The sequence below is a fragment of the Novosphingobium flavum genome, assembly GCF_014230315.1.
In the GTDB taxonomy this organism is placed as follows: Bacteria; Pseudomonadota; Alphaproteobacteria; order Sphingomonadales; family Sphingomonadaceae; genus Novosphingobium; species Novosphingobium flavum.
In genome coordinates this window covers 106,647-133,186 of sequence record NZ_JACLAW010000010.1, presented here as the reverse complement: position 1 = coordinate 133,186, position 26,540 = coordinate 106,647, and the positions used below count along the sequence as shown (strand labels likewise).

The following is a 26,540-nucleotide window of genomic DNA, read 5'->3' as shown; positions in this document are numbered from 1 at the left end:
CAAGGTGGAATGCCTTGGCCCCGGTAGCAAGGCCTGCTTATTTGCCGCGCAGCTTGCGGTGCTTGGTGAGGTCGAAAACCTCGCTCGGGCCGCCGTCGTTTTCGAGCAGGCCGAGGCGGCGGGCGACTTCCTGGTAGGCCTCTTCCTCGCCGCCGAGATCGCGACGGAAGCGGTCCTTGTCGAGCTTCTCGCCGGTCACCATGTCCCACAGGCGGCAGCCGTCGGGGCTGATCTCGTCGGCCAGGATCACGCGGCTGTAATCACCGTCCCAGATGCGGCCGAACTCGAGCTTGAAATCGACGAGGCGGATGTTGATCGCGGCGAACATACCGACCATGAAGTCGTTCACCCGGATCGCCATCGACGAGATGTCCTGCATCTCCTCGTTGTTGGCCCAGCCGAAGCAGGCGATGTGCTCTTCGGCGACCATCGGATCGCCCAGCGCATCGTCCTTGTAGTAGTATTCGATCAGGGTGTGCGGCAGCGGCTCGCCCTCGGGAATGCCGAGGCGCTGGGAGATGGACCCGGCGGCCACGTTGCGCACCACGACCTCGATCGGGATGATCTCGACCTGCCGCACCAGCTGCTCGCGCATGTTGAGGCGGCGGATGAAGTGAGTCGGGATGCCGATGTGCGACAGACGCGTGAACACATACTCGCTGATGCGGTTGTTGATCACGCCCTTGCCGTTGATCGTGCCCTTCTTCTGGGCGTTGAAGGCGGTGGCATCGTCCTTGAAGTACTGGATCAGGGTGCCCGGCTCGGGGCCCTCGTACAGGATCTTGGCCTTGCCTTCGTAGATCTGGCGGCGACGGGACACGGGCAGTTCCTCAAAGCTAGCGGGCGAAAAACGCCCCGAAACAGCAATCCCCGGCGGAAGCGGTGCCGCCATGCGGGCAGCAGCGATGGGCCGGGGAAAGGCCGCCCATATCGCCGTGTCCGCGCAATTGCAATGATTCCGGGGCGGGGACGATCCCGGTCCCGGCGCGGCCGTGCCATCGCGGGGCAGCCATTGCGGGAAAGGGCGGCGGGCCATAACAGTGGCGGCCATATCGTCACGGCCGATCCCGGCGGGACCCGGATGATCGACTGTTCGCGTTTTCACGAGGTTGGGCCTGAATGAACGAGATTGCCGTCCGCTCGCTGCATGGCGAGGAGATCCTTGCGGCCCTTGAGGATCTCGCCGCGCTGAGGATCGCGGTCTTTGCCGAGTGGCCTTACCTCTACCAGGGCGATGGTGGCTACGAATCGGCTTACCTGCGCGAATTCGCGGCGGCGCCGGGGGCCGTGCTGGTCGCCGCTTATGACGGCGCGCGGGTGGTCGGCGCGGCCACGGCCTCGGCCATGGCGGCGCAGAAAGAGGCCTTTCGCGCCCCGTTCGAGGGGTGCGGGCTGGATACGGCCAGCCTGTTCTATTTCGGCGAATCGGTGCTCCTGCCCGAATATCGCGGGCGCGGCCTCGGCCATGCCTTCTTCGATCAGCGCGAGGCCCAGGCCCGCCGCTGCGGCGCGGCTTCGGCCACCTTCTGCGCGGTGATCCGCCCGGCCGACCATCCGTCCCGCCCGGCGGACTATGTCCCGCTCGACCTCTTCTGGGCGAAGCGCGGCTATGAACCGATCCCCGGCTTCGTCACCGAGTTCAGCTGGAAGGACATCGGCGGTGAGCAGGAGAGCGCCAAGCCGATGCAATACTGGCTCAAGGAACTGTGAGCCGCCCGGTCGCCATCGCTGCCGCGCAATACCCGGTCGAGGCGCTGGCCGGGCGCGAGGCCTATGCCGACAAGCTGGCCGCATGGGTGGGTGAGGCCGCCGGGGCCGGGGCCGACCTGCTGGTCTTTCCCGAATATGGCGCGATGGAACTGGCCTCGCTAGATCCGGCGACGATGGGTAGCCTTGCCGGATCGCTTGAGAGCGTTTCGGCCTTGCTGGACTGGGTCGATGGCCTTCACGCTGACCTCGCCCGGCGGCACGGCGTGCACATCCTCGCCGCCTCCGCGCCGTGCCTTCAAAGTGATGGTAACTACGTCAACCGGGCCCGCCTGTTCGCGCCGTCCGGCAAGGTCGGGGTGCAGGACAAGCTGGTCATGACCCGCTTCGAGCGCGAGGAGTGGCACGTCTCGCCCGGCGCGCCGCTGCGCCTGTTCGAGACCGCGCTGGGCCGGATCGGGGTGACGATCTGCTACGACAGCGAGTTCCCCCTGCTCGCCCGAGCGCTGGCCGAGGCGGGCTGCGAGATCCTGCTGGTGCCGAGCTGCACCGATACGCTTGCCGGTTACTGGCGGGTGCGCCTCGGCGCGCAGGCCCGCGCGCTGGAAGGGCAGATGGTGGCGGTGCAGGCGCCGACCGTGGGCGAGGCGGCATGGTCTCCGGCAATCGACGTAAACCGCGGCGCGGCCGGGATCTTCGGCCCGCCCGATCGCGGCTTTCCCGAGGACGGGGTGGTCGCGCTGGGCGAGATGGACCGGGCGGGCTGGGTCATGGCCAAGGTCGACCTCGCGCTGGTCGCGGCGGTCCGCGCCGATGGGGCCGTGCTCAATCATCGCCACTGGGCCGAGCAGCCCGGCGCTGCGCCGCTGCCGAGGGCCGAGGTGATCGACCTGCGCTGAGCCCGCCTGCAAAGGTGATCCAAATTCCGTGCCGGGCGAACAGTTCTGCCCGCCGATTTGTGCCCGATCAAAATGCCCCGCGCGCGGCCCCCCTAAGCCGCCGCCATTCGCAACAGGCAGTGAATGGTGGAGGTGAACGATGGCGGAAATCGTATTGGGCATGGCAATCCCGCACAGCGCGATGCTGGGCAAGCCGGGCGAGACCTGGATCGAGGACGGGCTGCGTGACCGGCGCAACGCGGCCCTGTGCTACCGCAACGAAACCTGGGATTTCCCCAGCCTGGCCGAGGCGCGCAAGGACGAGGGCTTTACCGATCTGCTGACGGTGGATGAACTGAACGCGCGCAAGGCCCGCTGCGATGCGGCGATCGCCGGGATGAAGGCGATCTACGAGGCCGCCGACGCCGATGCCGTGGTCCTGATCGGCAAGGACCAGAAGGAAATGTTCCAGGAAATATCGCCCTCGCTGGCGATCTATTCCGGGGCCGAGATCTACAACGGCCCGCCGCAGAAGCCGGTCTTCGCACCCGATCACGACGTGACCTTCCCCGGCCATCCCGAGCTGGCGCGCTACCTGCTGTCCTCGCTCAGCCGGCAGGGCTTCGACATGACCGAGGTAATCCGCTGGCCGGGCAATGCGTGGATGGGCGGGGCGAAAATCGTGCCGCACGCCTTCAGCTTCGTCTATCACCAGATCATGGGCGATGCCCCGCCGCCGAGCGTGCCGGTGTTCATGAACACCTTCTATGCGCCGACCCAGCCCTCGATGCACCGCGCCATCGCCTTCGGCGAAGCGCTGACCGACGCGATCCGCGCGTGGGAGCCGAACAAGCGGGTGGCGGTGATCGCGTCGGGCGGCCTGTCGCACTTCGTCTGTGACGAGGCCTTCGACCTCAACATCATCGACCTGCTGGGCAAGGGCGACCTGCCCGGGCTGGCCGAGATCGACGACCGCGCTTACCAGTCGGGCAATTCGGAGATCAAGCTCTACGCCCCGATCTGCGTGGCCATGGAGGGTACGCCGATGACCCTGGTCGACTACGTGCCGTGCTACCGCACCGAGGCGGGGACCGGCGAGGGCATGGGCTTCATGGCCTGGGTGAAGGACTGAGTTATTTTGCGGGCAACCGAACCGGGGGCTGGCGCTGCGGCGCCGGCCCTTTTTCGTGGGTTCAAGGCTTGGAATGTGGTGCGGGGACGGAACCGCGAAAATCTCTTACTCAATTGATATTAAGTGATAAAATATTGCTCTCATTCTGGCGTGGCCCCCGATGTGGCCCCCAGCGGCTTCAGCCTACCCGATTTTTTCCACCAATTCCGTTCGCCTTTGCCCGTCTTTGAACGGCTACGGCCAGCCGTTCAATCGCACCTGATCTTGTGCAGGAACTCTGCGCTTATACGTTAGCCTCCAGCAGGGCGATTTCATCGGGTGTCAGATCGAACAGGGCATAGACCTTGGTGTTGATCTCGGCTTCCAGCCGGGCGATTTCGGCTGTCAGGGCGTGAATTTCGGCGCGGCTGGTGGTGATCCAGCTTTCCCACTCGTTGCGTTCCTGAAGCGGGATTTTGGCCTTCAGTGCCTTTTCCACTTCCTTCTGGAAGGCGGCGAAGTCGGGCAGGTTCCACCATTCCTTCAGCTTGCCGGTCAGCTTGGCATTGGCCGGATCGGCGGCAAGGTCGGGAATGCGGCGGGTGATAGCCTGTTGCAGTTCATGGCGCTTTTCTGCTGCCGATTGAGCCGCAGTGGCCAGAGCGCCAATCTCCGCCTGCGCGGTATCGGTCGCATTTGGGATTGGGAGCGTTTCAACATATTGAACACGTAGTTCGTGAAAGCCACCACGGACGGCGGGAGCAATGTTTGACAGGATAAACCAAAGGCAATTGCTGTTGAGAAGGGTCAGCAAGAATGCATCTGCCGACGGACAGAAATAGGATTTGTCGTTCGAGAATGCGCCCGATCTTTCAAAGGCGAATAGCTGGGCACTCGAAAAATGCGGGTACGAAATCTTGGGCTGCGATATGCGAGCCGAATAAGCTTCCTGCGCCTGCTGCAACTCAAACCACTCCTGCTTGGTGGCGCGTTTTTCCAGCTTGTCCTTGAACGGCAAGAGCCAATCCCGAATGGCGGGATATTCGTCGATCCGGACCCGATTCTTTGGAATATAGATGATCCACAGACCGCGCGACTCCGCGCGCCAACGTTTCAAATCCTTGCCTTCCAGAAAAGGCTTCAGCAGTTCCGCCGAACGCGGATCGTCACGGCAAAGCTTTTCCTTGGTCGGTGTATCGATGACAAAGGCGTCATTCAGGCCAGTCTTGATCCCGTAAAGCGGCGAACCATAAACTTCCTTCAGCGTCGGCTTGCCCGCCGTGATTTTCGCCCGCAATGCGCGCAGGGCATCGCCCTCCAGTTCCCATGAACCGCGCCCCAGCGCCTCTTGCGGGAAAGGCTTGGCTGCATCAGCAAAGGCATCGGCAAAGCTGTCGGCTGGCATTTCGCCAATCTTCCAGAATTGCAGATCATGGCCCGGCGGCGGGCCACCTGCCCGCATGGTCAGGATGGCGGGATAGGTGGTGACCCCCTCAAAAATCTGGTGGTCGCCAAAATCCACCACGGTTTCCAGCGTGGCCTTGGTGCGCAGGAAATCGCGCAGCGGTGCGCCCGATCCGGTCTTGAAGAATGTCGAGCTGCTGATGAAGCCCAGCCGCCCGCCGGGCTTCAGCAGCTTTATCCCGCGTTCGAAGAAATAGGCGTAAAGGTCCGCCCGGTCGGAAACGACTTCATAGCGCTTTTCCAGCCACGGCTTCATGGGCTTGATCAGTTCCATGCGCACATAGGGCGGATTGCCCAGCACCACGTCGAAACCGCCAGCCGCTAATATGTCGGGGAAGGCAGTTTTCCATTCGAAGCCATGGCTGCGATAGGCAAAGCTGCTGTCTTCGATCAGGCTATCCCAACGCGCAGGTTGGCGTCCAGACTGTCCAGCACCTTGCCGCGTCGCGCGGTCTTGATCCACAGGCTCAGCTTGGCGATTTCAACGCTTTCGCTGTTCACGTCCACGCCGAACAGGTTGTGCGTCAGGATTTCGCTGTCAGGGTCCAGCAGGTTGCCTGCCATGCCCTTGCCTTCAAGTTCGGCCAGCTTGGTGTTCACCTGCCCAAGTTCGGCCTTGAGGTAATCGAAGGCCATAATCAGGAACACGCCCGATCCACAGGCCGGATCGACAATGCGCAGGGCGGTCAGGCGGTCGCGGTATTCGGCCCATGCCTGCCGTTCCGCCTTGGCCGATTTCCATGCAATCGCCTCGTCATCGGCCTTCGCGCCCTTGGCGGCATGGCGACCAAGGATTTCGGCAAAAATCTCCTTGCAGTGCGTGCCCAGCGTCTGATCGACAATAAAGCGCGCCACATAGTCGGGCGTATAGACCACGCCGTCACGCTTGCGCCGCCCGCTGGTGCCGCTGGCCTTTTTCTCCACCGGCGCTTCGCCAAGCGCTTCGGCCTGAAGCTGCTCCACGTCGGCAATCGACTGCTCGAATATGTGGCCCAGCACGGTGACGGAAATTTCGCTGGCAAAGTCATATTCGGCCAGCCGCTTGAAGCCCTCGCAAATGTGATCGGGCACGGCCAGCACATCAATCGTGGCGTTCGGCTGGAACAGGCCGCCATTGTAGCGCGGGATTTTGAGTTGGTCGTTGCCCCGGTCAATCGCATTGAACAGGCCCAGGAAGGTCTGCCAGACCGGCTTGGGATTGTAGGGGTCGCGGTGCAGGAAGGCGTTTAACAGGCTGTCATCGGGCAACAGGCCGTTATCTTCGGCAAAGGCAATGAACAGCACCCGGTCCAGAATGGTCTGGCCCAGCCGGATGGATTCGAGCGGGTCGCCTTCCGGCAGGGCCGTTCGCACTGCGCCGATCAGATCGCTGCGCAGGGTGCGATAGTCGGCGTAGAGCCGCGCGGTAATGTCGCGGTCTTCCTTCCGGCTTTCCTCCAGAATTGCCAAGGTCTGGCCGGACAGAAGATTGTCGGCAGACAGCAGCAACATGAACCGCTGGTATTCGGCTGGATCATGCAGCTTCGCCAGATCGAAGCTGTCATGAAACTGCCGCCCGTCGGCATAGCTGTAGAGGCGGATTTCAAGGTAGTTGGAGACCAGCACCCATTTTGTGCCGACATTATCGCTGGCGTATTCCCAAGCCTGCTGCACCGGGGTTTTGGCCCGGCCCGGCATGATGGCGTCAAGGTTCTTGGTCTTCGCGCCCTTCAGTTCGAAGGGGGCGATAATCCGCCGTTCGCTCTTGCTGAAGTGGCCGAAAGCAAGGTCAACCGATCCCGCGCCTATTGCCGCTTCAACATCGACGGTCCATTCGCCGCTATCGTTGAAGTCCCGATAGCCCAGCACTTCGCAAATGATCCGCTGCTTGAAGTTGCCGTGAAGGGCAGTTTCCTTTTGCGTTTCAATCGAGCGGTCACGAATGGTTTCGCCCCATTGGCGCAAGATTTCGAGCTTGGCAGGATCGGGCGCGGCGGCGCGGGCGATATGGCGTTTGATTGTCTTGGTATTGAACAGTTGCACGCTTCACCCCCTGCACGCCTAGGCTTAGCAGCGGGTGCGGCTGGACGCCAAGAGGCTTGCCGCCGCCATCAGTGTGGTCGCACCTTATGGGCGACCAGCTGCGAGCAACTCTTGATCAATGTGTCGCAGACTTGTCCCCTGTTTCCCGTTCACCGCCATGTAGTGGGCTAACCGCTCACAGAAACGGGGATAAGGAGCAGGCTTTTGCATGCCGGTCCGAAAGCCGGGTGTGAGTGATCGCAGCCCTCTTGAAGCTACGGTATCGAGAATTGGGAAGGCATCCGGCGCATGGAAGTGAAGGTATTTCGACGCGAAGGACGCCCGGCCGCTGGCGGATATCCCAGAATTTATCAGTTGAGTGCAAGTGAGGTGGTCAAGAAATGCATGCGCCTCGCAAGCGGCCTTTAGGCTGGTGGGAAAAAATGTCCGTTGCGCTGTCTCAATCAGTTCGCCCAACTTGGCAAATCTATCAACCATTGCGCATGCAAGGGCATCCCACTGGCCACCCAGTCCGCGTGAAACCGAATACACCCGAGAAATAAAGACCAGCTTATCCCGAACATGTTGGATGTTATCATGGGTGCCGCATTCCGCGCACATACGATAGAACGCCAGATTGCCGATTCCGCCAGCGGCGATGCTGTCGATTGTCTCGTTTGGCATGAATCCCCTGCATGGTTCGAAAGTTGAGCCCTCACGGATAGTCCGGTTTCCTTCGAATTGCTGTAACGAGGGCGATAATATCTGGATCGTTGATTATATCGGCGGCATCACTTTGTCGATTCATGCCCCGGATCAGTTCCGCCTGCCGGTGCGGGGCGACATTGCCGTAGCTCGTCAGCGTGGTCATCGCGCGTTCGTGGCCAAGATTCTGCGACCATGCCTTGAATGCTTCGATATTCGGGCAGACGCGTTCGCCCAGTTGCACCAGCGTGTCGCGGAAGGAATGCGGGTTGAAATAGGGCAGGCCAGCCGCCCGGAAGGCATCGGCGAAAATCCTGCGCACCGGTCCGGCGCTTGCCCAGCATTCCCGCTTGAGCCCCACCGGCGCGAAGCCGCCGGTTTCGCCGAGGCCCACCAACGTTGCCGGGAACAGCGGATCGTCGTCACCCCATAGCGGCACCGTGCGCAGGTGGTTGCACCAGTCCTGCACGATCGCCAGCGCATCGCCGCCCACCGGGAAAAACCACGTCGAAAAGGTCTTGCTCGCCTTCGTTCGCACGTCCCGGGCATCTTGATCGACGCGGCCTTGTTCCAGATCGACGTGCTTGAGGCGGAACGACGCCATCGCCCCATCGCGTGCGCCCGTCACCAGCGCAAAGGCCACCAGCGCCCGGTTGCGCTTTTCGATGTCGGTGCCCGATGGCATCGAGGACAGAACGTGGTGCACCTGTTCCAACGAGGGGAATGCCTTGTGCCGAACGGCCTTGGCAATGCGCACCTCGGTTTCGGCCAGGTTGAAATAGTCGGCATCGCCATAACGAAGGTGCGACTTGTAGCCCGGCTGGCCCGCCAGCCAGACGAAGAATGCGCGAAGGGCCGTAAGCGTCGAATTGACGGTGGCGCGGCTCAAGGGCTTGCCGGTGCGGACCGCCCGTTCGGTATCGAGCTTGCGCTTGAAGGCTACCGCCTGCGCCCGGTGGAACTTGCGGAAGTCCTTATGGCCATTCGCCTGTTCGAACCGGTCCAGCGCCTTGGCCACGGCATCGATCGACGCTTCGTTGCGGCGGCCTGCTTCCCTGAGGTAGTGGAAGTATTCCCGCTTGATCCGGGCATTGGCGGCGTTGTGTTTTGCCATGGGATTTCAGTCCTTCGGTTTGTCACAATTCAGGGAAGGGCACGCGCGCTCTAATAGGCGTGGTGGTGCCTGCCTGATTTGGACGGCCAAACCGGGCATGATCGTGCCGATCTTCGCCGCGTTGGCCCGGCGGTGCATGGGGGTGCCGCAGGCGTCGCAGAGCGCCATCAGGTTGCCGGTGGTGGCGATGCCGGGGATGAACTCCACCATGCCCAAGGCAGGCGGCTGCGGCGCACGGCACTTGAAGCAGTAGATCGTTCCCGGCGGGCAGGGGCGCTTGCGGCTGGTCTGGCGGGTTAGCAGAAAGGTCCGCGTGGCCGATCCTGCGAACAGGGCAGGGCGGATGCCGTCGATCGCCGTCAGGCCATCGCGCTGCCAGTGACGCACGGTGTTCTTGTGAACGCCAAGGCAGTCTGCCAGCTCGGGCACGCTATAGCTGCGGTGGAGCTTCACCCGGTAGGGATTTACCCGGCGGGCAGGCATCGGCCTTACTCCTGCCCTGCCACCAGACGGCGGATCGACTCCGCCTTCACCAAAGTTCGGCGGCCCAGCTTGAAGGCTTCCAGCCGCCCGTCGGCGATCATCGCATAGACGGAAGTGCGCCCAAGGCTGAGCGCGGCGGCGGTTTCATTGATCGAGTAGGCGAGGCGTTCCATTGTGCTTGCTCCGGTTGAACCATGGCGGGTGCCAGCGGGTGCAATGGAGCATCAGCAATTCAGCGCGGTTGATCGCGCGGTAAGGTTCGGAAAGGTTCGCTAACTACTGTGAGGCCTCTATTTTCTGCCATAGTTGGCGGGCGCGATCCGTAACTGCGGTGTCCCCCACGTCGATGCTCTTGGCATTGAACCAAGCGAAGATGGCGTCCTTTATTTCCTTTTGCGACTTCGGCTTCAGATCGCCAACGTACAGCTGCACGGCGATGTCGGCCCACATTGCGTCCCAGTGGGCGGCCAGCGGTTTGCCGCCGTTGTTCTTAGGCGGGGCAGGTTGAGTGATGCTAGCGGCAGGCGCGGCTATGCTGCCGATGCCCATTCGTTGCATGTCGTTCGGAGAAGGCTTCGTGAACGAGAGCCGGTGAATCTCCACCAGCCGCAGCGCTCGTTGCTGAAATGCAAGGTAAAGCCGGTTTGCTTCAGACCTAGCGCTTCGACCGCGCTCGCCACTTCCGACCGCAAGTTCGACGCTGTCGTCAACCCCCCGCTTCAGGTCGCCCAGCAAGATCGTCACATCGGTGTAGATCGAATTGAATGCGCGGATGTTCTGCGCCACGTCCGCCACCGCTTCCACGATCGTCTTGATATAGGTGACGGTGAGGTCCTCAGCTATCCGCAGCGCCTCCTTGATCGTTGCGCCGGATTTCAGAACCCCCCGCGCGGCGTGGTCGGCGTGCATCGCCTTGAGCTGTTCGGCATAGTGCCTGCGCAACTCGTCCCCATGATGGTCTAGCAACAACCGAATCTGTGCGCGTTCCGCCTTGTCCACCGGATGGACGTTCGTGCAAACGAGGCAGCGAGTCTAGACTACCGGGCGGCGGCATCAGGGCGAATGGGGACAACTTCAGCGCCGATACGCAGGCGGTCAAGATAATCCCCCCACCATTGCGCCATATCGACGCGCTCCTGCCAGTGTGCCCCGCGGTGGTATGCGGCCCTGACGGCATCCTTGTCCTTGTGGGCAAGCGCGCGTTCGATCGCGTCGGGCGACCATTTGCCGGACTCGTTCAGCAGGGTGCTGGCCATTGCGCGGAAGCCGTGGCCGGTCATCTCATCGCTGGCGTATCCCAGCCGCCGCAGGGCCGCGTTGATGGTGTTCTCCGACATCGGGCGAAGGTGTGTGCGGATTGACGGGAAGACATAGCGGCCATCGCCAGTCAGGCCCCGGACTTGGGCCAGCACGTCCAGTGCCTGCCGGGAGAGAGGGACAACGTGTTCCGCCCTGGCCTTCATCTTTTCGGCTGGAATGCGCCAGACCTTGGCTTCGGCATCTATCTCCGACCATTCGGCATAGCGCAGTTCGCCGGGGCGCACGAAGACCAGCGCGGCGAGTTGCAGGGCGTAGCGGGTTACCGGATGGCCGTCATATCCGTCGATGGCGCGCAGTAGTTCACCTGCCTGCTTCGGCTCTAGAATGGCGGCATGGTGTTTGGCCTTATGGCTGGTGAGCGCACCGCGCAGATCGCGGGTCGGGTCCGATGCGGCAAGCTGGTTGGCAATGGCGAAGCGGAAGACCTGACTGGAGAACTGCACGGCGCGATGGGCCGCTTCGGTTCGGCCCGTGGCTTCATACTTGCGCACCGCTTCCAGCATTTCGAACGGTTCGATTTCGGCAATCGGGCGCTGGCCGATGGCGCGATCAACCAGCTTCAGCAGCCATTCCTGTTTCGTGATCGTCGCCTCGGCCCGGCCTTCGCGCCTGCACTTGTCGATGTAGGACCGGGCGACAGCGGCGAACGAGTTGGCGGCGCTCACCTTGGCGGTGTGAATGTCGCGGCGCTTCTTTTCGGCTGGATCGATGCCCTTGGCCAGCAAGGCGCGGGCGTCGTCGCGCAGGTCGCGGGCGTCCTTCAGGCTCACGTCGGGATAGGTGCCAAGGCCCAGCTTCTTTTCCACCTTCTTGGGGTTGCCCTGTTCGTCGCGGCCATCGACGCGGAACTTGAACCGCCAGAGCATCCCGCCGGATGGCTGGACCAGCAGGAACAGTCCCTTTTCATCGGTCAGCTTGTAGGGCTTCGCCTTGGGCTTGGCGTTGCGGATTGCGGTGTTGGTAAGTGCCATTTGGGGGCCACGCCTTTCGAGCAATTCGAAGTGGCCCCCAGCGTGGCCCCCAGAATCACCCGATTGCGGGCGAACAATGGCGAACCCCGGCGGTTAAGCCGGTGCCATTTTTGGCAGATTTCTGCGGATTTTTCAAGCTTTGGCGGCCGGTGGCGGACAAGGCGGTGGTGCCCGGGGACGGAATCGAACCGCCGACACCATGATTTTCAGTCATGTGCTCTACCAACTGAGCTACCCGGGCATCGCGCGCATGGGGTGAGCCGAAGGTTGGTAAGGCGGCCCGCCCTGCGATTGGAAGCGCGCCTATGGCGAAGGCGGCCGGGCTTGGCAAGGCGGAAAATTCAGTTTGCGCCGTCCTCGTCATCCGGCCGCGGGCCGGGCAGGGCGTAGCCGTCCTCGAGCCAGCGGACGAGATCGCGGTCGCGGCAGCGCTTCGAGCAGAACGGGCTGTGGTCGGCGCTGCGCGGCTTGCCGCAGATCGGGCACTTGCGGGTCGGGGCGAGGGTCATGCGCAGAGCGCCTGGGCGAAGCCGCCGTCGAAGGCAAGGGCCGAATCGGTGCGCCATTCAATCCGGCGGCCGGCGCGGCGGGCCAGCAGCTCCTCCCATTCCGGCAGGACCGCCGCGCGCACTTCGGGGTGGCAGGCGAGCAGCAGGACCGGGCCCGGCTGGCTCACGCCCTCGGCGCGGCGCAGCAGCAGGCGGGCGGCGGCCCCGGCGCGGTTTCGGGCCAGCAGCGACAGGATCGAGGGCCGTTCGAGCCGGGCAATCAGCTGGACGAACCCGAAGCCGTTCATCGCCGTACGCTCGTGCGCCACGGCGTCCAGCGCTTCGCCCAGCGCGGTGTCGACCGCGCGGCGGTCGGCCTTGTCAGGCAGGGTCGGGAAATCGATCCCGATCGAGCCGGCCAGGTCCATCCGGCGGATCGCGGCGCCCACGGCCGCGGCGGCGGCGCGGGCGAGGGCCGGGCCGGGCAGCGTACCGTCAACGTCGATCACGGTCATCGCCGGGGTGGGGCTGAGGGTGAGCGATCCGCCGGCAAAGGCGGCCTCACCGCTCCACGCCTCGGCGAAGATGTCTTCCCACAGCCCTTCGCCAAAGCGCTGGACCTTGCGGACGGCATGGCCTTCGCCGCGCAGGCGCTCGGCAAGGGTGGGGGCCGCGCGCGGCGCCTCCTTGCTCGGGCGAGCCTGGGCAAGCTTGAGGCGGCCCTGTTCGGCCATGGCGGCGCGGGTGACGACGAGGCGCAGCGGCGCGCCTTCGCTGGCATCGGGGGGGAGCTGGTCGACCAGCGCTTCCTCGCCGGAGGGAAAGCGGGCCGTGCCGCGCTTCGATCCGGCGCGGCGCGAGGCCAGCACGGCATCGGCGACGAGGCCCGCGCTCAGCCGCCCCGGCCAGTCCAGCCGCGCCGCGAGGACTTCACCGCCGCCGAGCAGGATCGCGCGGCTCTCGCCGATCCCGTCCTCGACCAGCCACTCAGCCAATGGGAAAGCCCGCTGCGCGCAGCAGGGCGCGGGTCTCGAACAGGGGCAGGCCGACCACGCCCGAATGGCTGCCGGAAATCCAAGCGATCAGGCCCTCGGCGCTGCCCTGGATGGCATAGCCGCCGGCCTTGCCGTGCCATTCGCCGCCGGCGAGATAGGCCGCGATCTCGGCCTCGCTCAGCGGCTTGAAGCGGACCACGGTTTCGGAGAGGCGCTCGCGCAGCGTGCCGTCGGGCGCAAGCAGGGCGACGGCGGAGAGCACCGTGTGGCGCCGCCCGCTCATCAGTTCGAGGCAGCGGCGCGCGGTCTGTTCGTCCTCGGCCTTGGGCAGGATGCGGCGGCCGAGCGCGACCACGGTGTCGCCGGCCAGCACGTGAGCCGCGGGATCAGCGGCAGCCAGCGCCTTTTCGCGGGCCATGCGCCGGGCATAGGCGCGCGGATCTTCGGCCTTGCGGGGGGATTCGTCGATGTCGGCGCCGCCGATCCGGGTGGGCTCGATCCCGAGCCGGGCGATCAGTTCGCGGCGGCGGGGCGAGGCGGAGGCGAGAACGAGGGCCAAGGAATCTGGGCGGGAAGCGGTCATGTCCGGGGCGAATCTGGCCGCCGCGCCGGATCAGTAGCCGCCGGGGCCGCCGCGACCGGGCATGAAGCGATAGGTGATCCGACCCTTGGTCAGGTCGTAGGGAGTCAGCTCGACCAGCACCTCGTCGCCCACGAGGACGCGAATGCGGTTCTTGCGCATCTTGCCGGCGGTGTGACCGAGAATCTCGTGATCGTTCTCCAGCCGTACGCGGAACATCGCGTTGGGCAGCAGTTCGACCACCTGGCCGCGCATTTCGAGCAGTTCTTCCTTCGCCATCCGGGTGTCTTGATCCTGTTGCCGGGCTGTCCTTGCGGCGCGCCATACTCGCGGGGGGCGAAAAAGGAAAGCCTTTGCCGAAAATCGCGCAAGTCTGCCGGAATGGTATCAGCCACGAGACAATTTGTTACCCTGCGGCCGCTTGTTCGGCGCGGCCTCGCAAGGCAGTTGGGAGGCGTTCGGGAACAATACGGAAGCTGTCCGTTCTCCCCAGGATGAGGAAATCGAACTTGCGCCTGCCCCTGATCGCACTGCTGCTGGCCGGAACCGGCACCGGCACGGCCCATGCCGTCGAGGCAGCGGCTGCCGCCGTCACGGCCCAGCCCGATGCGGCGACGGCGGCCGGCGCCGGCAGCGCCAGCCCGACCACGCCGGGCGAGGAAGCCGAGGAGGAGGACGCCCCGGTCAGGCCCCGCGCCGGGGAGATCGTGGTCGTCGCCACCCGGATCAAGGGCCAGGTCGAAGCGCCGCAGGCGCCGATCGTGGTGATGGACGAGGAAGACATTGCCGCTTACGGCGCCGCCTCGCTCACCGACCTGATCGACCAGCTCAGCCCGGAAACGGGATCGGGCCGCGGGCGCGGTTCGGGGCGCCCGGTGATCCTGCTCAACGGCCAGCGCATTTCCAACTTCCGCGAGATGCGCAACATCCCGCCCGAGGCGATCCGCCGGCTGGAAATCCTGCCCGAGGAAGTGGCCCTGCGCTTCGGCTATCCGGCCGACCAGCGGGTTATCAACTTCATCCTCAAGGACAATTTCGCGGCCAAGACGGTCGAGGTCGAATATTCGCAGCCTGACCAGGGCGGCACCTCGACCCTGAAGGGCGAGGGCTCGCTGTTCCGCACCGATGGGCTGAGCCGGCTCAACATCGCGGTCACCGCCGACGACACCACCCCGCTGTTCGAGAGCGAGCGCAATGTTGCCCAGGCCACCGGCAGCGTGGCCGGGGCCGCCGCCGCGCGCACCCTTGTAGCCGACAGCCGCGATCTCGGCGTCAACGCCACCTGGACGACGGGGCTGGGGCAGAAGGGGCTGGCGGGTTCGCTCGCGCTCAACGGCGCCTTCACCCGGGCCGACACGACGAGCTATTCGGGGCTCGATGCAGTCACTTTCGATCCGCTCGCCCGCGCCCAGCGCACCGATACGGCCGAGGCCGGGATCACCTATGCCCGCCCGCTCGGCGCGTGGCAGCTGACCACGACGCTCGACGGCTCGCACGCGGCGGCGACTACCCTGATCGACCAGAACGGCACGAGCGGGGTCGACCGGGCGCGCAGCGTCAGCGATTCGCTGACCAGCCTCGTCACCGTGGTCGGCCGCCCGCTCTCGCTCCCGGCCGGGGAAGTGGCGACCACGCTCAAGGCGGGCTTTGCCTATACCGGCATCGCCAGCAGCGACACCCGCAACACGCTGGGCGAGTTTCGCCTGAAGCGCGGCGACGCTTCGGCCGGGATCAACCTCGGCATTCCGATCGCCAGCCGCCGCAACCACGTGTTGCCCGCGATCGGCGACCTCAATCTCAACTTCAGCGCCGGGGTGGACCGCCTGTCGGACTTCGGCACCCTGTTCGACTGGAGCGGGGGCCTGACCTGGGGCGTGACCCAGAAGCTCAACCTGCAGGCGAGCTACATCTACAATCAGGCGGCTCCGGCGCTGACCGATCTCGGCAATCCGCTGGTCCAGTCCTTCAACGTCTCGGTCTATGATTTCACCACGGGCCAGACCGTGCTGGCGACCGTGCTGACCGGCGGCAACCCGAGCCTTGCCCGCCAGACCCAGAAGGACCTCAAGATCGGCGCCAACTGGCAATTGCCGTTCCTGAGCAATTCCAACGTGCTGGTCGAATACTTCCACAACGATTCCGATAATATCACCTCGGCCTTCCCGGTCCTGACCCCGGCAATCGAGGCGGCGTTCCCCGGCCGCGTGGTGCGCAACGGTGCGGGCCAGATCGTCTCGATCGACCGGCGCCCGGTGACCTTCGCCAACGAGACCAGCTCGCGCCTGCGCTATGGCTTCAACATCGGCGGCCAGTTCGGCAAGGCCAGCGCGGCAGCCGCGCAGGGCGGGCCCTTCGGCGGCGGCGGCTTCGGCGGACCCCCGCCGGGCGGTGGTGGTGGCATGGGCGGCCCGCCTCCGGGCGGTGGCGGCGGCTTCGGCGGCGGCGGGCGTGGCGGCGGTGGTCGTGGCGGCGGCCAGCCGGGCCGCGGGCGGTGGAACGTCTCGCTCTATCACACCGTCCAGTTCTACGACCGGGTGACCGTGGCCGCGGGCGGGCCGGTGCTCGACCTGCTGAACGGCGATGCCCTGACCAGCGGCGGCGTTGCCCGCCACAGCCTCGAATTCGAGGGCGGCGGTTTCTATCGCGGCATCGGCCTGCGTTTCAACGGCAAGTGGACCGCGCCGACCAACGTGCGCTCGTCCGGCACGCCGGGCAGCAACGACCTGCGCTTTGGCGCGCTGACCAAGATCAACTTCCGCCTCTTCGCGGATCTTGGCCAGCAGGCCTCGCTGGTCAAGGACCACCCCTTCTTCAAGGGCGCGCGCCTGTCGTTCAAGGTCGACAACATCCTCAACGCCCGCCAGCGGGTGACCGACCAGACCGGGGCGACCCCGATCTCCTACCAGCCGGCCCTGATGGACCCGCTGGGCCGCGTGATCGGGCTGGAATTCCGTAAACAGTTTTAACGACCTACTGGCCATGCCCGGGCGGATTTCCTATCTCGCCCGGCATGGCCCGCACTCCCGCCGGAACCCCGCCCAGTCCCGATGGGGCCGAACGCTTCCTCGAGGAGCGCGCATCCTCGACCCTGCGCGGGTCCGACCGGCCCGATCTCGAAACCGGCGTCACCGCGATCCGCGAGACGGTGAAGACCCTGCCAGCCAAGCCCGGCGTTTACCGCATGCTCGATGCGCGGGGCGACGTGCTCTATGTCGGCAAGGCACGGGTCCTGCGCAACCGGGTGGCGAACTACACCCAGGTCGATCGCCTGCCTCTGCGCCTGCAGCGCATGGTCAGCCAGACGCGCGAGATGACCATCGTCACCACCAACAGCGAGGCCGAGGCCCTGCTGCTGGAAGCCCAGCTGATCAAGCGGTTCCGCCCGCCCTACAACGTCCTGCTGCGCGACGACAAAAGCTTCCCCTTCATCCTGCTGCGCGCCGATCACGCCTATCCCCGGATCATGAAGCATCGCGGCGCGCGGCGGGCCAGCGGCAACTATTACGGCCCCTTCGCCAGCGCCGGTTCGGTCAACACCACGATCAATTCGCTGCAGAAGCTGTTCCTCCTGCGCTCCTGCACCGACGGGTTCTTCTCCCGGCGTGACCGGCCCTGCCTGCTTTACCAGATCAAGCGCTGCTCGGCCCCTTGCGTCGGCCGGATCGACGAGGCGGGCTACGGCGAACTGGTGCGGCAGGCGAAGGACTTCCTCGGCGGCAAGTCCAGCGCGGTCCAGCGCGAGATCGAGGCGCAGATGGCCGAGGCGGCCGAGGCGCTCGATTTCGAGCGCGCCGCCATGCTGCGCGACCGCCTCCGCGCCGCGACCTTCATCCAGGGCAGCCAGGCGATCAACGCCGAAGGGCTTGGCAATGCCGACATCTTCGCCATGGCCACCAAGGGCGGCCACATGGCGGTCCAGGCCTTCTTCGTGCGCGGCGGGCAGAACTGGGGCCACCGCGCCTTCTTCCCGACACACACCGAGGGCCTCTCGGAAGAGGAGGTGATGACCGCCTTCCTCGCCCAGTTCTACGAGGAAGTGCCCCCGCCGCGCTGCATCCTGGTCGACCGCGCCCTGCCCGAAGCCGACCTTCTCGCTGAAGCGCTCAAGGAAGCGGCGGGCGGCAAGGTCGAGGTGTCCGTGCCCCAGCGCGGCGATCGCCGCCGCCTGATCGAGCAGGCCAGCCGCAACGCCGTCGAGGCGCTCGACCGGCGCATGGCCGAAACCGGGACCAAGGCGAAAATCCACCGCGAACTCGCCGAATTCCTCGAACTGTCCGAGCCGCCGCAGCGGATCGAGGTCTACGACAACAGCCATATCCAGGGCACCAATGCGCTCGGCGCCATGGTCGTGGCCGGGCCGGAGGGCTTCCTCAAGAACCAGTACCGCAAGTTCAACATCAAGCGCGCCGAGACCCTGCCGGGCGACGACTACGGCATGATGCGCGAGGTCATGGCCCGCCGCTTCGGCCGATTGGTCCAGGAACAGGGGGCTATGAGCGACGACCCCGACCGTGAGGGCGGGACCTGGCCCGACCTCGTCCTGATCGACGGCGGCAAGGGCCAGATGAGCGCGGTCAAGGAGGTGGTCGAGGAACTCGGGATCGAGGACCTGCCGCTGATCGCCATCGCCAAGGGTCCGCACCACGGCCGCGAGGGGCGCGAGGTGTTCCACTTCCCCGACGGGCGCGAGAAGATGCTCCCGGTCAATTCCCCGCTGTTGTTCTACCTTCAGCGCCTGCGCGACGAGGTCCACCGCTACGCCATCGGCGCGCACCGCGGAAAGCGCAGCCGCGCGATCACCGCCAGCCCGCTCGACGAGATCCCCGGCATCGGCCCGGCCCGCAAGCGCGCCCTGCTGCTCCACTTCGGCACGGCGGGCAAGGTGCGGGCGGCCTCATTGGAAGACCTCCAGCGCGCGCCCGGCGTGAGCGAGGCCGTGGCGCGCACGATCTACGATTTCTACCACGCGCGGGGCTGAACGCCCCCGTCAGAACTCGACTTCGAGCTCTTCCAGTTCCTCGGGCTCTTCCCGCGCCGCCGCCAGCCATTCCTGCATCGGCGGCCACTGGTCGATCGTGTCGCAATAGGCCTGGCAGGCCGGGCGCAGGCCCACGGCATAAGTGATGAAGCGGCGGGTGACCGGGGCATACATCGCATCGGCGATGGTCGGCTCGGCGCCGAACAGGAAGGGGCCGCCATACCGCGCCAGGCAGTCTTCCCAGATCGCCTCGATCCGCTCGATATCGGGCCGGGCGCCGGGGAAGACCGGAAAGGTCTTGTGCCGGACCTTGAGGTTCATCGGCAGGGCCGAGCGCAGGTTGGAAAAGCCCGAATGAATCTCGCCCGAGATCGCGCGGCACAGGGCGCGGGCGGCCTTGTCGGTCGGGAGCATATGGGCCTCGGGAAATGTCTCGTTGAGATATTCGGCGATGGCGAGGGTGTCCCACACGCTCACCTCGCCGTGGGTCAGGCGCGGGACCAGCACCGAGGGCGAGAGCAGGAGCAGCTCGGCCCGCGTGCTGGCATTGTTGGGGGCGGGCAATTCCCGGATTTCCAGACCGGCAAGGCGGCACATCAGCCAGCCGCGCAGCGACCAGGCCGAATAGGTCTTGCTGGAGATGGTCAATTGAGCGGTTGCCACATGAATTCCTTGAATGGCGCGATTGAGCTTGCCACGGCTCATGATGCGTTGCAGCATGAAATCACGGAACCGGTGTCCTGCCAAGCCCAATCGGGTTCACGGCGCGGCGAAAGGGGAATGAACCGATCATGCTCTACCGCGCCTACCAGGCAATGGACGACCTGATGGCGCCCGCGCGGCAGGCGGCCTCGGCGGCGCTGGAGCTTAACGATGCGCTGGGGCCGCAATGGGGCCAAAGCGCGACGGGCCGCCGCATTCGCGCCCTCAACCAGTCGGTCCTCAGCGCCCGGATCACACATGATCGCCCGGCCTACGGGATTACCGAAGTGCTCTCGGGCAACCGCATGGTCCCGGTGCGCGAGGAAGTGGTCGCCGAGCTGCCGTTCGGCAACCTGCTGCGCTTCGCCAAGGACGAACCGGACGATGGCGACTCGGAAATCCTCACCGCGCCCCAGCCCAGGATGCTGGTCGTGGCCCCGCTGTCCGGCCACTATGCCACGCTCCTGCGGGGTACGGTGGCGACCCTGCTGCGCGACCATGACGTCTACATCACCGACTGGCAGAACGCGCGCGACGTTCCCCCCAGCGCCGGCCCGTTCGGGCTGGAAGACTATGTCGACTACGTGATTGCCTTCCTGCGCGAACTGGGGCCGCGCAGCCACGTGCTGGCTGTTTGCCAGCCCTGCGTGCCCACGCTGGCCGCCGTGGCGGTCATGGCGATGGACAAGGACCCGTGCCAGCCGCGAACGATGACCCTGATGGGCGGCCCGGTCGATGCCCGGGTGGCCCCGACCGTGGTCAACCAGCTGGCCAACAAGCAGTCGCTTGGCTGGTTCAAGGGCAACCTGATCACCCAGGTGCCCTGGCCCTGGGGCGGCAGCGGGCGGCGGGTCTATCCCGGCTTTCTCCAACTCACCGCTTTCATGGCGATGAACATGGGCCGCCATTTCGAGCAGTTCCGCAAGCTCTACCAGGCGATTGCCGATGGCGAGGATCAGGCGGCCGACAAGATCCGCGATTTCTACGCGGAATATTTCGCCGTGCTCGACCTGACCGAGGAGTTCTATCTCGAGACGATCGACAAGGTGTTCCAGCGCGCCGAGCTGGCCACCGGGGAAATGACCCACCGCGGCCGCAAGATCGATTGCGGCGCGATCCAGCGCACCGCCCTGCTGACCGTGGAGGGGGAGCGCGACGATATCTGCGCGGTCGGGCAGACGGCGGCGGCGCATCTGCTCTGCACCAGCCTGCGCCCGCACCTCAAGCGTCATCACCTCCAGCCGGGGGTGGGCCATTATGGCGTCTTTTCCGGCTCCAAGTGGGAACGCGACATCTATCCGCAGGTGCGCAACCTCGTCATCGCGATGGGCTGACGCTTTTCCCCATCATTGCCCACCCTAGTCGGTCGCCCATCCTCGTCATTGCGAGGAGGCGCAGCCGACGAAGCAATCCAGGGCCTCCGGGCGTAACCGCCCTGGATTGTTTCGCTCCGCTCGCAATGACGACAGGGTCTCGGGCCGAATGACGCCTGCCGCCTAACGCAGTCCCTTTGCCTTGGCATAGACCCGCCATGCCAGCGCCTTGGCGCGGTTGCGCGCGGGCCAGCGCCCGGTCCTGGCCGGCGTGAGCCCGATCCGCCGCAGCAGGCCGTTGAAGGCCCGCGCGTCGGCCTCGGCGAAGGACCAGTCCGAGCGCCAGGTGATCGACAGCGAGACCGATGGCTCGGGCCCGTTGCGCACGAAATGCGGGGCCATCACCGGCACGAACAGTGCCTCGCCGGGGCCGAGCGGGAATTCGCTGCCGCCATCCAGCAGGTCCTCGCGCCACTTCAATTCGCGCCCGCCGCCGGTGTGGTAGGTCTCGTGCACCTCGTCCGGGGCGAAGCGCGGGTCTCCGGCGGGAAACTGGGTCATCACCTTGGAGCCGCGCACCTGGAGCAGGATGTTGTGCTCGGGGTCGAAGTGATAGGGCGTCACGCCGTTCGGCGAAGTGATGAAGATGAAGGCCTGCAGCTTCTGCATGGCTCCGGTCCGCGCCTCGATCTCGGGGCGGATCTCGGCCAGCAGGGCGCGCAGCAGTTCGGCATATTCGCTCACCTGCTCCACGTTCTTGAGCACGGCCCAGGATCCCGTCTGCTCGATCCGGCGGATCGTCTCGCCGATGGGCAGGCCGCTGGCCTCGGGCTTGCCGTCGACGCCGATCGGCAGGTCGGCCTTGTTGTATTCGATCGAGGCGGCGGGGAGCCGCTCGGCCAGCGCCGCCAGCGCGCCGATTTCCAGCAGGGCATGGCTGCCCAGCGCGTGCGTTAGCTTGTGCGGAACTTCGGGGTAATGCGCGGCGAAGCGGGCGCGGGTTTCGGGCGAAAATACGGTCATGGCCGGGCTCTTGCTCTTTCGGCGCGCAGGATCAGGGAAAACAGCGCGCGGCGCAGCGGGCTGCCGATGGCGAGCGAGATTCGCCCGATCGCGCGGCGCTCGCGCCACAGGTGGTCGATCATCGGGTGATCGGCGGCGGCGCAGGAATCGCACCATTCGATGCCCGGCCGTTCGAGCAGGGCAAGGTTCTCGCGCTGGAGCAGGACGCCGGGCGAAAAACGGGCGAACTCCTCGGCGAAGGCGGTCTTGTAGGAAAAGGCGCCGGGCGGCGTGATGAAGCTGGCCAGCATGGCGATCGGCCGGCCATCGAGCGAAAGGGTCAGCCGCTCCAGCCGCCCCCGCGCCGCGGCCCCGGCAAGGGCCTGGCGAAAAAGCCCGGCGGTCCGCTGGGAGGAGGCGAGGGCCGAGCCGGCCTCGCCCTTCCACCCGGACGCTTCCAGCGCGAGGAACTGCGCGGTCCAGCCGTCCAGCCCGGCCGCATCGTTGCTGCGCTGGAACAAGAGTTCGCCCTGTTCCGACAGGCGGGCATGCTGGCGGCGCAATTCCTTTCGCTTCTTTCCCGACAGCGCGGCTTCAAGGTAAGCTTCGGCCGAAGCGCCCGCCTCCAGCATGGCCCGCTCCTCGCGGTGCACCACGCCAAGCGCGCGGTGCTCACTCCCGGCCACGCCGCGCAGGGCGGCGGCCAAGGGGCCATCCAGCGGCAATCCGGCAAGGTGCAGGAACAGCGCCGCGCCGCCCGCGTGGTCGAGCGCGCCGAGCAGCTCTTGCCAGAACGCCGTCTCATGGCCCTTGGCCACCAGCGGCGCGCCGAGGAAGGCGTTGGCGTGGAGCCAGTTCGCCACATTGGGGAAGGGGTAGCGGTAATAGCGGGCCGAGCGCGCCAGTGGGATCAGGCCGAGCCAGCCTTCCGCGTCGTCCTCCAATACCCAGATCTCGGCCTCGTCCCCCGGATCGAGCGCGGCGAGCGAGGGCAGGAGATACCAGGCCTCGAAGAACGGGTTGGGCTCGCTCGCCCGCGCCGCCAGCGCGTCCCACCGGGCAATCGCTTCGCCGCTCGCCAGTTCGGCCCGGCCGACACGGCGCAAGGCAGCGCGCGGCGCCCCGCGCGCGGGCACTTCCCCGGATTCGAGGTGGAGGAGCCTGGCCATGGCCCAGCCCTAACAGGCGGGCACCAAGGACCTGTTAACGCGGCTATTTCGCCTTGCGGGCAATGGCTGAAAGGCCCTTGGTCAGCTGGAACAGGCCGTGGAGCCGCGCCTTGGGATCGCCCCAGGCGCGGTTGACCACCAGCTTGTTGTCGGGCCTCAGCTTCACTGCGCCTTCCAGCCGCTGGACGTAATTGATCAAGCCCATCGGATCGGGGAAGCGGTCCTCGTGGAAGGTCACCAGCGTGCCCTTCGCGCCCACGTCGATCTTGGCGATATTGGCATTGATGGCCTGGCGCTTGATCTCGATCAGGCGGATCAGGTTGGCGGTCGGCTGGGGCAGGGGGCCGAACCGGTCGATCATCTCGGCCGAGAGCGATTCGATTTCCTGCTGGTCCTCGGCATCGTTGAGCCGGCGATAGAGCGCCATGCGCACGGCCAGATCCGGCACATAGTCTTCCGGGATCATGATCGGCGCATCCACCGTGATCTGCGGGCTGAGCGAGGAGCGCTCGCGCGCCAGCCCCATCTCGCCCGCCTTGGCGGCAAGGATCGCGTCCTCCAGCATCGACTGGTAAAGTTCGAAACCCACCTCGCGGATATGGCCCGATTGCTCGTCGCCGAGCAGGTTGCCCGCGCCGCGAATGTCGAGGTCGTGGCTGGCGAGCTGGAACCCCGCGCCCAGGCTGTCGAGATCGCCCAGCACCTTGAGGCGCTTTTCGGCCACTTCGGAAAGCTGCTTGTCCGGCGCCGTGGTCAGATAGGCATAGGCGCGCAGCTTGGCCCGGCCCACCCGCCCGCGCAGCTGGTATAGCTGGGCAAGGCCGAAACGGTCGGCCCGGTGAATGATGATCGTATTGGCGCTCGGAATGTCGAGCCCGCTCTCGACGATCGTGGTCGAAAGCAGCACCTCGTACTTCTTCTCGTAGAAGGCGCTCATCCGCTCTTCCACCTCGGTCGGCGCCATCTGGCCGTGCGCGGTAACGAAGCGCACCTCGGGCACGGTCGTGCGCAGCCACTTCTCGACCTCTTCCATGTCCGAGATGCGCGGCACCACGATGAAGCTCTGCCCGCCGCGGTGATGCTCGCGCAGCAGCGCCTCGCGCATCACCATGTCGTCCCATTCCATCACATAGGTGCGCACGGCGAGGCGGTCGACCGGCGGGGTCTGGATGGTGGAAAGCTCGCGCAGGCCGCTCATGGCCATCTGCAGGGTGCGCGGGATCGGGGTGGCGGTCAGCGTCAGCACGTGAACGTCGGCGCGCAGCTGCTTGAGCCGCTCCTTGTGCCCCACGCCAAAGCGCTGCTCCTCGTCGACGATGACGAGGCCCAGCCGCTTGAACTGCACGGTCTTGGAGAGGATCGCATGCGTGCCGACCACGACATCGGTCGTCCCCGCCGCCAGTCCTTCGCGGGTTGTCTTCGCTTCCTTGTCGGGCACGAGGCGCGAAAGCCGCCCCACTTCCAGCGGGAACCCCGCGAAGCGTTCCTTGAAATTGCTGTAGTGCTGGCGCGCCAGCAGCGTGGTCGGCGCCACGACGACCACTTGCTGCCCGGCCATGGCCGCAACGAAAGCCGCGCGCAGGGCCACCTCGGTCTTGCCGAAGCCGACATCGCCGCAGACCAGCCGGTCCATCGGCTTGCCCGCGCCCATGTCCTCCAGCACGTCCTCGATCGCGCGCTCCTGATCCTCGGTCTCGTCCCACGGGAAACGGTCGACGAAGGGGGCATAGGAATGCTCGTCGGGCAGCAGGGCCGGGGCCTGCTTGAGCGCGCGCTCGGCCGCGACCTTGAGCAGCTCGTGCGCAATCTCGCGGATGCGTTCCTTGAGCCGGGCCCGCCGCTTCTGCCACGCCTCGCCGCCCAGCCTGTCGAGCGCGACCAGCTCGCTGTCCGAACCGTAGCGCGAAAGGACGTCGATGTTCTCGACCGGTATGTAGAGCTTGTCGCCCCCGGCATAGACCAGCATCACACAGTCGTGCGGGCTGTCGCCCACCGGGACTGATTGCAGGCCGTCATAGCGGCCGATGCCGTGGTCCATGTGGACCACGAGGTCGCCCGGCGTCAGCCCCGCCAGTTCGGCCAGGAAGGCATCGGCGCTCTTCTTGCGCTTCTTGCGGCGCACCAGCCGGTCGCCGAGTATGTCCTGCTCGGTGACGACCTCCAGCCCTTCGCCGGAAAAGCCCGTTTCCAGCGGCAGGACCAGCGCCACCGGCGAACCCTTGGCCGCCAGCCCCAGCGCTTCCTGCCACGAATCGGCGATCACCGGGGCCGGGCGCACCGCTTCGCCCAGGATCGCGGCAAGGCGCGCCCGGCTGCCGGTGGTATAGGCGGCGATGATCGCCTTGCGTCCCTGCCGGGCCTGCCCGGTCAGGTAAGTGGCCGCCGCCTCGTAGACATTGTCGCCGCGCGCCCGCTCCGGCGCGAAATCGCGCGAAGAGGCGAAGCCGAAGTCGATCACGCTGGCGGTATCGGGCTGGGCGAAAATGTCGGTGCGGTGGACCGGCCAGCCCTTGAGCTGCCCGTCCAGCTCGTCCTTGCCGAGATAGAGCGCGGCCGGATCAAGCGGGCGATAGGACCCCGCCGCCTTGCCCGCCGTCTCGGTGCGCGAGGCGTGATAGTCGGCAATGTCGGTCAGCCGCTCGTCGGCCGAACTCATCGCCGCGCTGTCGATCAGGATCACGTCGTCCTTGGCGAGATGATCGAACAGGGTGACCAGCCGGTCCTCGAACAGCGGCAGCCAGTGCTCCATCCCCGCCAGCCGCCGCCCGTCACTCACCGCCTGGTACAGCGGGTCCGACGTGGCATTGGCCCCGAACGTCTCGCGATAGCGGCTGCGGAAGCGCTTGACCGTGTCGTCGTCGAGCAGGGCCTCGCTCGCGGGAAGCAGCAGGTGGCGTTCGACCGTGCCGATCGAGCGCTGGGTATTGGGATCGAACAGGCGCAGCGTTTCCAGCTCGTCGCCGAAGAAATCAAGCCGCAGGCCCTGATCGAGGCCCGAGGGGTGAATGTCGAACAGCGATCCGCGCACGGCATATTCGCCCGCGTCGATCACCGTGTCGGTGCGCGAATAGCCCTGCCGCTGGAGCAGGCCGATCAGGCTCTCGCGCCCGATCTCCATCCCGGTCTCGATCAGCCGCACCGATTCGCGGATGCGGAACGGGGTCAGGACCCGCTGGAGCAGGGCGTTGATCGTGGTGACCAGCAGCTGCGGGCGCTCTGCCTTGGCCTGCAACCGGTGCAGCGCCGCCAGCCGCCGCGCGCTGACCGAGAGAGCCGGGCTTGCCCGGTCGTAGGGCAGGCAGTCCCACGCCGGGAACTCGATCACATCCAGATCAGGCGCGAAAAAGGCCGCCGCCTCGCTCACGCTGCGCATCGCCGCCTCGTCCGGAGCGACGAACACGGCCCGGGCGCCTTTGCTTCCGGCCTGCGCCGCGCGCGCCAGATCGGCCAGCACCAGCGGCTGGCTCCCGCGCGCAACGGATGCCAGCGTCAGCGGCGCGGAAGCGGAAAGGATGCGGGAGAGGTCGGGCATGTCTGATCCAACTGGGCCCGATCAGGC

Annotated in this window: 23 protein-coding genes and 1 tRNA gene; 6 read left to right on the top strand and 18 right to left on the bottom strand. The window is 66.0% G+C overall.

The features are described from left to right. Positions 1–37 precede the first annotated feature (37 nt). Entirely contained in the window at positions 38–820 is a 783-nt protein-coding gene (purC, locus tag H7F51_RS13780; protein ID WP_185664885.1) for a phosphoribosylaminoimidazolesuccinocarboxamide synthase, read from the bottom strand. Positions 821–1,119: 299 nt separating this feature from the next. On the opposite strand from purC, the gene H7F51_RS13775 reads away from it, so the two are divergent. The 3 genes from H7F51_RS13775 to H7F51_RS13765 all read left to right on the top strand — a co-directional run bounded on the left by H7F51_RS13775 (position 1,120) and on the right by H7F51_RS13765 (position 3,717). Next, positions 1,120–1,710, top strand: coding sequence for a GNAT family N-acetyltransferase (locus H7F51_RS13775; protein WP_185664884.1), 591 nt, complete (start codon positions 1,120–1,122; stop codon positions 1,708–1,710). After that, positions 1,707–2,606 (top strand): nitrilase-related carbon-nitrogen hydrolase, encoded by a 900-nt coding sequence (locus tag H7F51_RS13770; protein ID WP_185664883.1) that lies wholly within the window; start codon positions 1,707–1,709, stop codon positions 2,604–2,606. The genes H7F51_RS13775 and H7F51_RS13770 overlap by 4 nt, the downstream gene beginning before the upstream one ends. Positions 2,607–2,745: 139 nt before the next feature. Beyond that, complete coding sequence (locus H7F51_RS13765) at positions 2,746–3,717, top strand: DODA-type extradiol aromatic ring-opening family dioxygenase (RefSeq protein ID WP_185664882.1); 972 nt, start codon at positions 2,746–2,748, stop codon at positions 3,715–3,717. Positions 3,718–4,000: 283 nt separating this feature from the next. Here H7F51_RS13765 and H7F51_RS13760 read toward each other — a convergent pair whose 3' ends face one another. From H7F51_RS13760 to infA, 13 genes are all read right to left on the bottom strand, one after another. Next, positions 4,001–5,623, bottom strand: a complete 1,623-nt coding sequence (locus H7F51_RS13760; protein WP_185664881.1) for an Eco57I restriction-modification methylase domain-containing protein — start codon at positions 5,621–5,623, stop codon at positions 4,001–4,003. Continuing rightward, positions 5,551–7,182 carry a DNA methyltransferase gene (locus H7F51_RS13755; protein ID WP_185664880.1) on the bottom strand — a complete coding sequence of 544 codons (1,632 nt, stop codon included), beginning with the start codon at positions 7,180–7,182 and terminating at the stop codon, positions 5,551–5,553. The genes H7F51_RS13760 and H7F51_RS13755 overlap by 73 nt, the downstream gene beginning before the upstream one ends. 84 nt (positions 7,183–7,266) lie before the next feature. Next, positions 7,267–7,845: a hypothetical protein gene (locus tag H7F51_RS13750; protein ID WP_185664879.1), complete on the bottom strand. Its 579-nt coding sequence runs from the start codon at positions 7,843–7,845 to the stop codon at positions 7,267–7,269. 31 nt (positions 7,846–7,876) lie between these two features. Next, entirely contained in the window at positions 7,877–8,980 is a 1,104-nt protein-coding gene (locus H7F51_RS13745) for a tyrosine-type recombinase/integrase (protein WP_185664878.1), read from the bottom strand. A 6-nt stretch (positions 8,981–8,986) separates the two neighbouring features. Beyond that, on the bottom strand, positions 8,987–9,463 hold the full coding sequence (locus H7F51_RS13740) for a MerR family transcriptional regulator (RefSeq protein WP_185664877.1): 477 nt from the start codon (positions 9,461–9,463) through the stop codon (positions 8,987–8,989). Positions 9,464–9,468: 5 nt separating this feature from the next. After that, complete coding sequence (locus H7F51_RS13735; RefSeq protein WP_185664876.1) at positions 9,469–9,636, bottom strand: helix-turn-helix domain-containing protein; 168 nt, start codon at positions 9,634–9,636, stop codon at positions 9,469–9,471. A 103-nt stretch (positions 9,637–9,739) separates the two neighbouring features. After that, on the bottom strand, positions 9,740–10,462 hold the full coding sequence (locus tag H7F51_RS13730) for a hypothetical protein (protein ID WP_185664875.1): 723 nt from the start codon (positions 10,460–10,462) through the stop codon (positions 9,740–9,742). 38 nt (positions 10,463–10,500) lie between these two features. Further along, entirely contained in the window at positions 10,501–11,754 is a 1,254-nt protein-coding gene (locus tag H7F51_RS13725) for a tyrosine-type recombinase/integrase (RefSeq protein ID WP_185664874.1), read from the bottom strand. A 165-nt stretch (positions 11,755–11,919) separates the two neighbouring features. Continuing rightward, positions 11,920–11,995 (bottom strand) — tRNA-Phe (locus tag H7F51_RS13720). Between the two features lie 100 nt (positions 11,996–12,095). Continuing rightward, the gene (gene yacG / locus H7F51_RS13715; protein ID WP_185664873.1) at positions 12,096–12,263 is read right to left on the bottom strand and encodes a DNA gyrase inhibitor YacG; all 168 of its coding nucleotides are present in this window, start codon (positions 12,261–12,263) and stop codon (positions 12,096–12,098) included. Beyond that, positions 12,260–13,237, bottom strand: a complete 978-nt coding sequence (locus H7F51_RS13710) for an Rne/Rng family ribonuclease (RefSeq protein WP_185664872.1) — start codon at positions 13,235–13,237, stop codon at positions 12,260–12,262. Before H7F51_RS13710 ends, yacG begins: the two co-directional genes overlap by 4 nt. Then, the gene (locus tag H7F51_RS13705) at positions 13,230–13,820 is read right to left on the bottom strand and encodes a Maf family protein (protein WP_185664871.1); all 591 of its coding nucleotides are present in this window, start codon (positions 13,818–13,820) and stop codon (positions 13,230–13,232) included. Before H7F51_RS13705 ends, H7F51_RS13710 begins: the two co-directional genes overlap by 8 nt. 30 nt (positions 13,821–13,850) lie before the next feature. Then, positions 13,851–14,096 (bottom strand): translation initiation factor IF-1, encoded by a 246-nt coding sequence (infA, locus tag H7F51_RS13700; protein ID WP_068080272.1) that lies wholly within the window; start codon positions 14,094–14,096, stop codon positions 13,851–13,853. 230 nt (positions 14,097–14,326) lie between these two features. On the opposite strand from infA, the gene H7F51_RS13695 reads away from it, so the two are divergent. After that, positions 14,327–16,783 (top strand): TonB-dependent receptor, encoded by a 2,457-nt coding sequence (locus tag H7F51_RS13695; protein ID WP_185664938.1) that lies wholly within the window; start codon positions 14,327–14,329, stop codon positions 16,781–16,783. A 44-nt stretch (positions 16,784–16,827) separates the two neighbouring features. Continuing rightward, positions 16,828–18,795, top strand: coding sequence for an excinuclease ABC subunit UvrC (uvrC, locus tag H7F51_RS13690; RefSeq protein WP_185664870.1), 1,968 nt, complete (start codon positions 16,828–16,830; stop codon positions 18,793–18,795). 9 nt (positions 18,796–18,804) lie between these two features. On the opposite strand, the gene H7F51_RS13685 is transcribed toward uvrC, so the two are convergent. Then, a complete protein-coding gene (locus tag H7F51_RS13685) occupies positions 18,805–19,458 on the bottom strand; it encodes a glutathione S-transferase C-terminal domain-containing protein (protein WP_185664869.1) in 654 nt (217 codons plus the stop codon). Between the two features lie 128 nt (positions 19,459–19,586). Here H7F51_RS13685 and H7F51_RS13680 point away from each other — a divergent pair, with 128 nt between their 5' ends. Further along, positions 19,587–20,831: a polyhydroxyalkanoate depolymerase gene (locus H7F51_RS13680; protein ID WP_185664868.1), complete on the top strand. Its 1,245-nt coding sequence runs from the start codon at positions 19,587–19,589 to the stop codon at positions 20,829–20,831. A gap of 162 nt (positions 20,832–20,993) precedes the next feature. On the opposite strand, the gene H7F51_RS13675 is transcribed toward H7F51_RS13680, so the two are convergent. The 3 genes from H7F51_RS13675 to mfd are packed head-to-tail and all read right to left on the bottom strand — an operon-like array spanning position 20,994 to position 26,513. Further along, positions 20,994–21,833 carry a cupin domain-containing protein gene (locus tag H7F51_RS13675; RefSeq protein ID WP_185664867.1) on the bottom strand — a complete coding sequence of 280 codons (840 nt, stop codon included), beginning with the start codon at positions 21,831–21,833 and terminating at the stop codon, positions 20,994–20,996. Beyond that, entirely contained in the window at positions 21,830–22,981 is a 1,152-nt protein-coding gene (locus tag H7F51_RS13670; RefSeq protein WP_185664866.1) for a GNAT family N-acetyltransferase, read from the bottom strand. The genes H7F51_RS13675 and H7F51_RS13670 overlap by 4 nt, the downstream gene beginning before the upstream one ends. 43 nt (positions 22,982–23,024) lie before the next feature. Then, positions 23,025–26,513, bottom strand: coding sequence for a transcription-repair coupling factor (gene mfd / locus H7F51_RS13665; protein WP_185664865.1), 3,489 nt, complete (start codon positions 26,511–26,513; stop codon positions 23,025–23,027). Positions 26,514–26,540 lie beyond the last annotated feature (27 nt).